Source organism: Trichothermofontia sp., assembly GCF_053493415.1.
In genome coordinates this window covers 1-11,317 of record NZ_JBRCAD010000152.1, presented here as the reverse complement: position 1 = coordinate 11,317, position 11,317 = coordinate 1, and the positions used below count along the sequence as shown (strand labels likewise).

The following is an 11,317-nucleotide window of genomic DNA, read 5'->3' as shown; positions in this document are numbered from 1 at the left end:
ACAAGTTTCGCTATTTGCAACTAGAACTCAGCCGTCGCTGTTCGCTCGTCCATTGGAGCTACGATTTGCTTCCAGAAACGCTTGTATGACTCTCGCACCCTCAAGTGTAAAGTTTTATATCTGGATTCAACACTTCTGGCTATACCGATGTCAGTTATTTTGTGCGTCAGTTCCGCCAATTCCACCACATAACCCCGCAAGGATGGCGGAGCCAAAACAGCGAACAGGTTGCCGTATCCTAGATCGATTTGGATATCACATAGAGCATGACTGACCTGGGCACTCCCCTCCCAGACACACCTTAATCTGTCAGAAGAAAATATCAGACTGCCTATCAAGTGCTGCCTTTCTGTATCTTCTGATGCATTTTTGCTGCAAAATATGCATTGTCAGTTTTTGATGACATATTTTTTGAAGGATATTTTTGGATGAAGTGATCTAAAGAAAATCCTATACCTGCGAAAGAAGTTATTATTCCCTAAGGCTGGATTTTGATAGGGTTAGGGGTGAACGTTTGAATTAAAGTTGGATGGCGATTCAGTTGCCGATTCCGATTCAGGCCAACCTCAGGCCAACCCTAATTCAAGCGATGCTTCTAGGTTTGTGGTTAGACCTCCCCCTTGAGTCAGGTGAAGTGTTCCTATGACAGTTTTGACAAACGCATCTCAAGCCGTTGATACCCGCTGTTACTGCGGTGGCAACCACCTGCCGCAAGATCATTGGCAATTCCTGGCAGGGATGCCAACCGATCCGACGGATTGGATTAGTGATTTGGTGAAAATGGGGGTCTATGAATCATCTGCCCTCGATCTCGCCCAGACCCTCACCCAGGTGGAAATGCGCGAGGCGCTGCTGCTCAGAAATATCAGTGGGGGCAATCCAGCGCGAGAGCAATTCTGTCGAGATTTGATCCGGGAAGCGGGCGGTTTGGATCAAGCAATGGCTGCCGCATTTGGCGTTCATGCCACTGAGTTTTTTAGTAACACGATTCGCAGCAGTGATTTCAGCCGACGGGAGTTTTTGAAACGGGCAGTGATCGCCGGTGCCCTGGTGGTGATGGCTAGTTGTAACCAGCCCCGCCCAACGGGCGACGCGGGAACGGAGGCAACGCCAGAGGCTACCAGTACAGGTAATTTGGAAAAAACGGACCTGAAGATCGGCTTTATTCCAATTACCTGTGCCACCCCGATCGTCATGTCGGAACCGCTGGGGTTCTATGAAAAATATGGCCTGAACGTATCGGTGGTGAAGATGCCCAACTGGGCAGCGGTCCGGGATTCGGCGATCGCGGGCGAACTGGATGCCTACCACATGCTGTCCCCAATGCCGATCGCCATTACCTTAGGGTTAGGGTCAGCCGCTTTCCCAATCAAACTAGCCAGTATTGAGAATATCAACGGCCAAGCGATCACGATCGCCATGAAGCACAAGGATACGGTCAAGGGACCTGCCGACTTCAAGGGGTTCAAAATTGGGGTGCCCTTCCCCTTTTCCATGCACAACTTACTCATTCGCTACTACCTAGCAACGGGGGGCCTCAATCCTGATACGGATGTGCAAATTTTCCCCGTACCGCCGCCGGATAGCGTCGCCAAGATGACGGCTGGGGAAATTGACGCGATGCTGATGCCCGATCCCTTTAACCAGCGGGCGGTGTACGAAGGGGTTGGTTTTATTCACATGCTGACCAAGGATCTGTGGGATGGTCACCCGTGCTGTGCCTTTGCCGCCAGTCAGTCCTGGATTGATGCCAATCCCAACACCTTCCGGGCAGTCAATAAGGCGATTATTGATGCAGCCAACTACGCCAATGATCCTGCCAACCGGAAATCCGTTGCTGAGGCATTGATTGCGCGGCAATACCTGAATCAGCCTTTACCTGTGGTGGAAGCTGTGTTGACAGGACAGTTTGAAGATGGCCTGGGGAATCAACAAAACGTGCCCGATCGTATTGGGTTTGATCCCTATCCCTGGAAGAGCTTTGCCAAGTGGATTACCTCCCAGATGGTGCGTTGGAATTTGATGGCAGGCGAGGGAGTTGACTATGACCAAATCGCCCAGGATATTTTCCTGACGGATCTAGCCGCCGAGTTGCAAAAGGAACTAGGTCAAACCCCGCCGACGGAAACGCAACGCATCGAAACCCTTAAATTTGATACCTTTGACCCGAATGATCCGGCTGCCTACGTGGCGGCTCAAGTGGAAAAATTTGGTCGCTAAGTTGATCCCCCATTTTGCTGCTAGCTGGACGGCTCGTTTGACTGCGCATTGAGGTCACGCATTGGACTGGTAATTTGGTGGCTAGGAGGCCAGGATGAATTCAACTGTTTCACCGCAAACCGTAACCCCCTCTAAACCCTTTACCCTGACGGTTAACCAAAAGGCGTTTTTACTCTTTTTGCTGATTCTGGGCACGATCCTGCTCTTTTGGGAGACGGGGGCCAGGTTGGGGTGGTTCTCGCAACTGATGCCCTCGGCGAGTGAGACCCTGAAGGAATTTTGGTGGTGGGTCTCGAATCCGTTTTTTAACTATGGTCCCAATGATAAGGGGATTGGCTGGATGCTGTTGACCAGCCTGCGACGGGTGTTACTGGGGTTTGCCATTGGCTCCGCGATCGCAATTCCCCTGGGCATTGTCATTGGCCTGTCGGAAGTGACCTCGCGGGCAGTTGATCCCTTTATTCAAATTTTGAAGCCCGTTTCGCCCCTAGCCTGGTTACCCCTGGGCTTAGGTCTCCTCAAAAATTCCGAAAGTACCGCCCTGTTTGTTATTGCCATTACCAGCATTTGGCCGACCCTAATTAACACTAAGTTTGGCGTCAGTCATGTTGATCAATCCTACTTAGATGTCACTCGTACTTTGGGGGCTTCCCGCTGGCGAACCCTAATCAAGGTGATTTTGCCCGCTGCGGCTCCCTATATTGTTTCCGGTTTACGCATTAGTATTGGGATTGCCTGGTTGGTAATTGTGGCGGCAGAAATTCTCGTGGGGGGATCAGGCATTGGTTACTTTATTTGGAATGAGTGGAATAACTTGAAAATTACCAGTATCATCACCGCCATTTTAGTGGTGGGTGGTGTCGGTCTGGTCCTCGATCGCCTCTTTGGCTTGTTACAGAGTTGGGTTGCCTTTGGACAACGACTATAACGACTATGATGACTTTTCCCCATACCTCCCCCATGACGCCAGTGACGAATGCGGCGAGTGTTCATCTCTCTATCCAAAATGTATCCAAGGTGTACTTGGGTAAACGGGATTGGTTTAGCCGCATCACCCGCAAGGCTACGTCGGATTACATTGCCCTAGAGGATATTAACCTAGAGATTGAACCAAATACGTTTGTTTCCATTATTGGGCCATCCGGTTGCGGTAAATCGACCTTGCTGAACATCATTGCCGGGTTATCCCAGCCGAGTACGGGCAGGGTGGCGATCGCGGGGGTTCCCATTACCGGTCCGGGTCCCGATCGGGGTGTGGTGTTTCAAAACTACGCTCTCATGCCCTGGATGACAGTGATGGATAACATCCGATTTGCCATTGAAACGGTCAACCCCAAACTATCCCCGAAGCGGCAAAAAGCGATCGCCCAGGAATATATTGACCTGGTGGGTTTACGGGGGGCCGAACATCGCCATCCCCATGAACTATCCGGTGGGATGAAGCAGCGGGTGGGAATTGCCCGTGCCCTGGCCATTAATCCCCAGATTTTGCTGATGGATGAACCCTTTGGGGCACTGGATGCCCTGACACGGGGGTTTTTGCAAGATGAGGTCGAGCGCATTTGGGAACAGCAGCGACAAACCGTGATTCTGATTACCCACAGTATTGAGGAAGCCCTGTTGCTATCCGACAAGATTGTGATGATGACACGGGGACCGGCTGCCCGAATTGCTCAAATTTTGGATGTTCCTTTTCCTCGGCCCCGCCACCGGGAATCCCTGGATCAGCATCCCGCCTATCACACCCTTAAGGCTGAGATGGAACTCCATTTATCACGGGAAACCCGTGCGGTGGAAGAGGCTCGCATTCGCCGAAAAGCGATCGCCCAATAGCGATCGCCCCCGACACATCTGGTGTCGCTTGTATATCGCTGACTGTTCGATTTTTAAAACGACCTGAGGAGGATTTTCATGCCTGCCATTGACATTCCTGAAATTACCCAAACACTGCTAGCCGCGAAGCAAGCAAAAGGTCTCACCTTTGCGGACCTCGAAGCGAAAATGGGACGGGATGAGGTTTGGATCGCTGCCGTTGTCTACCGTCAAGCCAGTGCGTCGCCGGAGGAAGCCACCCAACTGTTAGACATTCTGGGGGTTAGCCCTGATCGGGTGTCCGAACTCACGGCCTGCCCCGCCAAGGGGTTGGGACCCCTAGTCCCCACTGATCCCTTGATCTATCGCCTATACGAGATCATGCAGGTCTATGGGATGCCCCTCAAGGATGTGATCCATGAAAAGTTTGGCGATGGCATCATGAGTGCGATCGATTTCACCCTGGATGTGGAGCGGGAAGTTGATCCCAAGGGCGATCGCGTCAAGATCATCATGAATGGCAAGTTCCTACCCTATAAGAAGTGGTAGTAAGCCCGTCGATGGCCATCTCTCAAATTGTAAGTGGTCAGTGTTCTGTCAAGATTATTTTGGTAGGTTGGGTCAAACACAGTGCGACCCAGCAAAATCAGTCATCGTGTTGGGTCTCGCAGGCTCGACGCCAACCTACAACCCGTCATCTTAGGCATGACAGACCACTAGATTGATGTCTAACTGATGAGACCCCGCTCCCAGAAATGAACAGCAACAACGTTGGATCAGGCAGTTGATCAGGGGATCACAAGCAGATTAAAGCTACGATCGGGGTTGCAGCCACGATTCGTTAAGATAGCAAGTGAGCGCCCCCCATCGTGTAACCATGCTGACTGTCCCCTCCTCTACCCCAACGGCAGCCGTTGATTTTCAAGACACCTTCGATGTCGTCGTTGTGGGTGCCGGTCATGCCGGGTGTGAAGCGGCCCTCGCGACTGCCCGCCTCGGTTGTCGCACCCTATTGCTCACCCTCAACCTGGATAAAATCGCCTGGCAACCCTGCAATCCTGCTGTGGGGGGACCCGCTAAGTCACAACTGGTCCATGAAGTCGATGCCCTAGGGGGTGAAATTGGCAAAATGGCCGATCGCACCTACCTGCAAAAGCGGCTACTCAACGCCTCACGGGGTCCGGCTGTCTGGGCATTGCGGGCACAAACGGATAAGCGCGAATATGCCGCCGTCATGAAGGGCATTGTCGAAAATCAACCCAATCTGGTGCTGCGGGAGGGCATGGTTACCGATCTGGTCTTAGGGGCCAACGATGAAGTGACCGGTGTCCAAACCTATTTTGGCGTTGCCTTTGCCTGCAAAGCTGTGATTCTGACCACCGGGACCTTCCTGGGCGGACGCATTTGGGTCGGTAACAAATCGATGCAAGCCGGACGGGCCGGGGAGTTTGCCGCGATCGGTCTCACGGAAACCCTGAATCGCCTAGGTTTTGAAACCGATCGCCTGAAAACCGGCACCCCCGCACGGGTGGACAAGCGATCGGTAGACTACAGCCGCATGGAACCCCAACCGCCCGACACCGATAACCGTTGGTTTAGCTTTGACCCCGATGCTTGGGTAGAGCGGGAGCAAATGAACTGCTACCTCACCCGCACCACCGCCGAAACCCATCGCCTCATCCGCGAAAACCTGCACCTGTCCCCGGTCTATGGCGGCTGGGTGGAGGCCAAGGGACCGCGCTACTGCCCCAGCATTGAGGACAAAATCGTCCGCTTTGCCGACAAGGAAAGCCACCAGATTTTCATTGAACCGGAAGGTCGCGATATCCCGGAACTCTATATTCAAGGCTTTTCCACTGGCCTACCCGAAACCCTGCAATTGCAACTCCTGCGCACCCTACCAGGACTGGAACACTGCACCATGCTGCGGCCTGCCTACGCCGTCGAGTACGACTACCTGCCCGCAACCCAGTGCTACCCCACCTTGATGACGAAAAAAGTCGAGGGTCTCTTCTGCGCGGGACAGATCAACGGCACTACGGGGTACGAAGAGGCGGCGGCCCAGGGCCTCGTGGCCGGGATCAATGCCGCTCGGCTCGTTCAGGGGCAAGCCCCGATCGTCTTCCCCCGTGAACAGAGCTATATCGGTACCCTGATCGATGACCTGTGTACAAAGGAATTGCGCGAACCCTATCGTATGTTGACCTCGCGATCGGAGTATCGCCTCGTCCTCCGGGGAGACAACGCCGACCAACGCCTCACCCCCCTCGGTCGTGACATCGGCCTGATTGACGATCGCCGCTGGCAACAATTCACCCAAAAACAAGCCCACATTACTGCCGAAAAGGAACGTCTCTATAGCACCCGCATTAAGCAACATGATCCCATTGGACAACAGTTAGCCACTGAAATGGCGCAGTCGATTCGTGGCTCAATTACGCTGGCCGATCTACTGCGGCGTCCGGGGGTCCATTATGCTGATCTCGATCGCTATGGGTTGGGGAATCCAGCCTTGAGCGATCGCGAACGGGAAGCCACCGAAATTGCAATTAAATACTCCGGTTACCTGCACCGCCAACAACAACAAATTGACCAGATTGCGGGCCAGGAAAATCGTCCCCTCCCCGCTGGCTTGGACTATTTCGCCATCTCAACCCTGTCGATGGAAGCACGGGAAAAGCTGGCCAAAATTCGACCGCTCACGATCGGGCAAGCCTCCCGTATTGGCGGCGTTAATCCCGCTGATATCAACGCCCTCTTGATTTATCTTGAGGTGCAAAACCGTCAGGTCACCGCGATTCGCGAAGCGATCCCTGCGGGAATCCCCAGCCAGAAGCCCTCAGGGGTATAGGACTAGTGGTCTACAGCCGTTCCCTCTCTAGTGAAGTACTGTCAAGTCTTGCGAACGACCAAGTTGAGCCGCCGCAGATAATCTTTGACTCTGACAGACAACCTCTAGGCGGTCGGCTCCAACGACTTGTTAACTCGCCTGTCGCTTAAAAGCAATTTCTGTAGAGCACGGTCTATATCTTCACGACTAACTCGCTTATTTTTCATCTCATAACTGGTTATGACTTCATCGTCTGCAATAAGAGTAATTTCAACATCCCCTAAAGCACCCGTCTGTATATCAGCAGCATTATGTGCTTGCAGTGTGAGAACTCTTTCTCCGAGGAACTCTTCAGCGGATTGATAAGCAGCCGCCACAACAAGGACGGAAAGACGGCTCGTTCCTTTGAGGCTCATGTGCTTTTCAATCAAGTTGACGATATCCTCAGAAGACAAAGGCACAGCATCTCTGGTTGTGTTCAGCGTTGCAACTAACGCCTCAATGCGTTGCTGCCGTTCATTTCTATCGATTAGAAGCAATCTGACTATTTCGGCAATCAGAGTATCAGCGGTCACTCGACCACCGTAAACATCATCAAGCAGATTGAGAACCGCTTGATACAATTGCGGTGGTTTACCAACGAGATTCACATCTTTAGTTAGCGTCGTATTTCGGTTCCGTAGCGCGGGTGTGAGAAAAGCAGTTGTGCTATTGCACGGCAAATTATGTTCATTAATAAAAGTTGTAATGTAACGCTCATCGTAAGTTCTGCCTGAAAAAGCGTCAGTATCTCCAATTTCCGTGTATGGTTTCCTGATATCAACATCAGGACGATGAAGTTTTGCAAGCAAACAAGCCATCAAAAGACGCACTCCTGCCCGATTCTTGAGGTTACGGGCAACATAGTCAGCACGTTCTCTAATCTGCGGATCAGCAACGAGTGACTGTTCTAGGTTTGCATTGGCACGTCGAAGAGCGGCATTGAGAATTTCAATTGGTTCCGCCATTCACTCACATCCCCTGGAACATCATAATTAGTCCAAAGTATCTCCGTTCGAGGTTGCTTGACTGATAGACATTGTTTCGACGGAGATTCAATATAGAACCTGTGTACTGCGGCGTGTGTGGGGCTGACTTTAGTCGGCAACAACAGTCGGCAACAACCAAAGTCGTGACTACAAACCTTGCGAAACTTGAGGTTTTGGGTCCCCTGAGACCTCTACAATAAAACTGACTGGTGGCCCATTGGCCGATCGGAAAATGCCTTCATGCCTGGAGTTGCGGCACCGGATTTGATGCTGGATTTACTACTGATTGCCGGTTTAGGGTTTCTGGGGAGCTTTGGCCACTGTTTGGGGATGTGTGGCCCCCTGACCTTAGCCTTTTCCCTCTCCCAGCCAGCCATAGCCGCAACCCCAGAGCAACCGTGGCGCTTCCATTTACTCCTCAATCTTGGCCGGATTCTTAGCTATGCCCTCGTCGGCGCGAGTATTGGCGCGATCGGGTCGGTGTTGGTAGCCAGTGGGCAGATGGCCGGGGTGGGCAGCCTCTTCCGGCAAGGCATCGCGATTTTCACGGGCTTGCTGCTGATCTGGTTTGGGTTAGTGCAACTTAACCCGCACTGGCTCCCCCAGGTCCCCTTCCTGAACCCAATGGCCCAGGCTGGTCTGCACGATCGCCTAAGCCGAGGCTTGCAACACCTTTCCCTCAATCCCCACCACTGGACACCACTGCTGCTGGGACTGGTTTGGGGCCTGATTCCCTGCGGCTTCCTCTATGCCGCCCAACTGAAGGCAGCGGAAACCGCCAACCTTTGGCAGGGGGGAGCCACGATGTTAGCCTTTGGCCTGGGGACCTTCCCGATGATGCTGGGGGTGGGGACCTCAACCACATGGCTTAGCCGCGATCGCCGCAGTCAACTGTTTCGGTTGGGCGGCTGGATCACCCTGACGATCGGGGTACTCACCCTCCTGCGTAGCGGTGACATGGTGGACTATACCGGTCATGCTTCCCTGGGGTTGCTGTGGCTTGCGCTGATTGCCCGCCCCCTGAGCCGGTTCTGGCCTGCGGGTCTGAGTTATCGCCGGGTGTTTGGGGTGGGGGCATTTATCCTCGCCCTGGCCCACATGGCCCACATGGTCACAATGGGCTGGAATGTTGCGGCCCTGCCCTTCCTCTTGCCGACGCTTCAGGTGGGCGGCTGGGCGGGGGTCATTGCTCTGGTCTTGATGATTCCCCTGGCCTTGACCAGTTTTGACCAGGCCCAAAAACGCCTCGGCCCCCACTGGCGATCGCTCCACCTGTTGAGCATTCCCATCTTTATTCTGGCCATCACCCATGCCCTCCTCCTCGGCAGTAGCTACCTCGGTAGTTTTGCCCCCTCAAGTCGGAATTGGTGGGTGGCGGGTGGCTTAACCCTGCTGGCGGGCCTCACCCTGTTACTACGGTGGCGGCGGTTCTGGTCACTCCTTTGCCTAGAGGAGTTCTATGTCTCGCCCAAGTAGAATGTCTTCCCCAAATCAGAGCCGTCACCTGCGAAGGTGCGACGCGAACAAAAAACCGCTGTGGGGTAGGTATCCTATCTACCCCCGCGATAACCGAGAAGACTTCGTCACGTTCAGTTTGGGATCTGCTCATGTGTGATCGACTCAGGCTCAGCCGTACCCGGTCCCCCAAGCGGCGGGCAGTCCTACATCTTGGGTATCGTGCCGCGATCGCGCTCTGCCTCGCCACCAGCCTGCTGCTTCCAGCGGCCCAAGCCCATAAAACCCAAGTATCGGGCGATGTGGCGGGGATCTGGCACGTGGAACCCAACCATAGTCCCAAGGCGGGCGAACCCGCTCAAGTCTGGATTGCCCTCACCCAGGCTGGGGGCAAGGTCATCCCCCTCAGTGCGTGTGAATGCCGCTTGACGGTATATGCGGGCAGAACCGTGGGCGATACGCCGCTCCTGGAACCCGACCTCCAGGCGATCGCTGCTGAACACTACCAGGGCATCCCTGGTGCCACCGTCATCTTCCCCGCCGTGGGACAATATGTCCTGCAACTGACTGGCACTCCCAAGGGCAATGCTAGCTTCCAACCCTTTGCGCTAGACTACACGGTCACGGTCGCTGCGGGTCAGCCGCTTCGCCCCAGTCCGGTGCCCCCCCCTGGCGTCGAGCTTACCCGCCATCCCCAGGACACTCAGTCTGAATCGACGGCAGTTGTGGGCCTTCCCCTGACATCCTCGCCGCTGCATCCGCGAACGGGGGGGGTGCTGTTGGGCGGCGCGATCGGGCTTGTGGGTTTGGCAAGTCTCGTGGCATTCTGCTGGCTGCGGCGTCGTCGTCACCCCCCCGATTCTTAAGGGGAGAGAGCCACTGGTCAGGACCGCCGTTACCGGATAATGCCCCTAGTGGTCTATCAAGTGTGATTTTGTTAGTTGGTTCAAAGGCAGTGCACCCCAACCAAGCCTTGGCACGTGTTAGGTCTCGCCAACTCAACACTAATCGACAAGTCCTCATTTTAGGCATGACCGCCCACTACTGTAGCGCATCATGAGTCATGCAACAGTTATGCAACGTTTGTAGTTCAAGCTTTAGCCGACAACGCCTCAAGTCGTTACTATCAACGTTGCGAAATTTTATGTTTACGGTCCTAGCCGATCGCTGGCCAACGCCCTGGGTGGATCGCCAAGTTGCCATGTCACAATAAACGCTGGTGCTGAGGAAAACGCTAGTGCTGAGGAGGCCCTAACCCCATGTCTCGACCCCGTACTGACGATCGCTGGCCGGATCAACTCCGTCCCATTCACTTTCAGCGTCACTTTACCCGGTTTGCGGCGGGATCGGTACTCGCCCAGTGCGGCCATACCCAAGTGCTGTGTACGGCAACAGTCCAACCCGAAGTTCCGAAATTTCTCGTCGGCCAAGGTCAAGGTTGGCTGACAGCGGAATATCGTCTGTTACCGGCAGCCACGCCCCAACGCCAAGCCCGTGAACTCCTCAAGCTGTCTGGCCGGACCCAGGAAATTCAACGCCTGATTGGTCGATCGCTGCGATCGGCGCTCGATCTCACGGCGTTGGGGGAACGCACGATTACGATCGATGCTGATGTTTTGCAAGCCGATGCGGGGACACGCACAACGGCGATTACGGGGGGGTTTGTGGCCCTGGTCGATGCGATCGCGACCCTACTGGAGGCGGGAGAACTGGTAACCTCACCGTTGCGGAGCCAGGTGGCAGCGATCTCGGTGGGGCTGGTGGCGGGGGAGGCCCTGCTGGATTTGGATTACCAGGAGGATGTGGCGGCGACGGTGGATTTCAATGTAGTGATGAATCAGGAGTTTCACCTGATTGAGGTGCAGGGGACGGCGGAGGAGGGGAGTTTTACGCGATCGCAGTTGCAACAAATGCTGGATCTGGCAGAGGGAGGGATTCGGCAGTTGTTTGCTGAGCAACGTCGGGTTTTTGC

At 54.3% G+C, this 11,317-nt stretch carries 9 protein-coding genes; 8 read left to right on the top strand and 1 reads right to left on the bottom strand.

Translation table 11 applies throughout. The features are described 5' to 3' along the window. Nucleotides 1–642: 642 nt before the first annotated feature. The 5 genes from ACWIUF_RS12940 (at nucleotide 643) to mnmG (ending at nucleotide 6,883) form a co-directional block, all read left to right on the top strand. Complete coding sequence (locus tag ACWIUF_RS12940; protein WP_448572830.1) at nucleotides 643–2,220, top strand: CmpA/NrtA family ABC transporter substrate-binding protein; 1,578 nt, start codon at nucleotides 643–645, stop codon at nucleotides 2,218–2,220. 94 nt (nucleotides 2,221–2,314) lie between these two features. Further along, nucleotides 2,315–3,148 (top strand): nitrate ABC transporter permease, encoded by an 834-nt coding sequence (gene ntrB, locus ACWIUF_RS12935; RefSeq protein WP_448572829.1) that lies wholly within the window; start codon nucleotides 2,315–2,317, stop codon nucleotides 3,146–3,148. A 5-nt stretch (nucleotides 3,149–3,153) separates the two neighbouring features. Beyond that, nucleotides 3,154–4,053 carry an ABC transporter ATP-binding protein gene (locus ACWIUF_RS12930; RefSeq protein WP_448572827.1) on the top strand — a complete coding sequence of 300 codons (900 nt, stop codon included), beginning with the start codon at nucleotides 3,154–3,156 and terminating at the stop codon, nucleotides 4,051–4,053. Nucleotides 4,054–4,131: 78 nt separating this feature from the next. Continuing rightward, nucleotides 4,132–4,581, top strand: coding sequence for a cyanase (gene cynS, locus ACWIUF_RS12925; protein WP_448572826.1), 450 nt, complete (start codon nucleotides 4,132–4,134; stop codon nucleotides 4,579–4,581). Nucleotides 4,582–4,909: 328 nt separating this feature from the next. Then, a complete protein-coding gene (gene mnmG / locus ACWIUF_RS12920) occupies nucleotides 4,910–6,883 on the top strand; it encodes a tRNA uridine-5-carboxymethylaminomethyl(34) synthesis enzyme MnmG (RefSeq protein ID WP_448572825.1) in 1,974 nt (657 codons plus the stop codon). A 104-nt stretch (nucleotides 6,884–6,987) separates the two neighbouring features. On the opposite strand, the gene ACWIUF_RS12915 is transcribed toward mnmG, so the two are convergent. Beyond that, nucleotides 6,988–7,869, bottom strand: coding sequence for a hypothetical protein (locus ACWIUF_RS12915; RefSeq protein ID WP_448572824.1), 882 nt, complete (start codon nucleotides 7,867–7,869; stop codon nucleotides 6,988–6,990). A gap of 261 nt (nucleotides 7,870–8,130) precedes the next feature. Between ACWIUF_RS12915 and ACWIUF_RS12910 the strand changes: the two genes are divergently transcribed. The 3 genes from ACWIUF_RS12910 to rph all read left to right on the top strand — a co-directional run. After that, a complete protein-coding gene (locus ACWIUF_RS12910; protein WP_448572823.1) occupies nucleotides 8,131–9,366 on the top strand; it encodes an urease accessory protein UreH domain-containing protein in 1,236 nt (411 codons plus the stop codon). Between the two features lie 131 nt (nucleotides 9,367–9,497). Then, nucleotides 9,498–10,211, top strand: a complete 714-nt coding sequence (locus tag ACWIUF_RS12905) for a hypothetical protein (RefSeq protein WP_448572822.1) — start codon at nucleotides 9,498–9,500, stop codon at nucleotides 10,209–10,211. A 393-nt stretch (nucleotides 10,212–10,604) separates the two neighbouring features. Further along, a partial coding sequence (rph, locus tag ACWIUF_RS12900; RefSeq protein ID WP_448572821.1) for a ribonuclease PH occupies nucleotides 10,605–11,317 on the top strand: 713 nt, incomplete at its 3' end.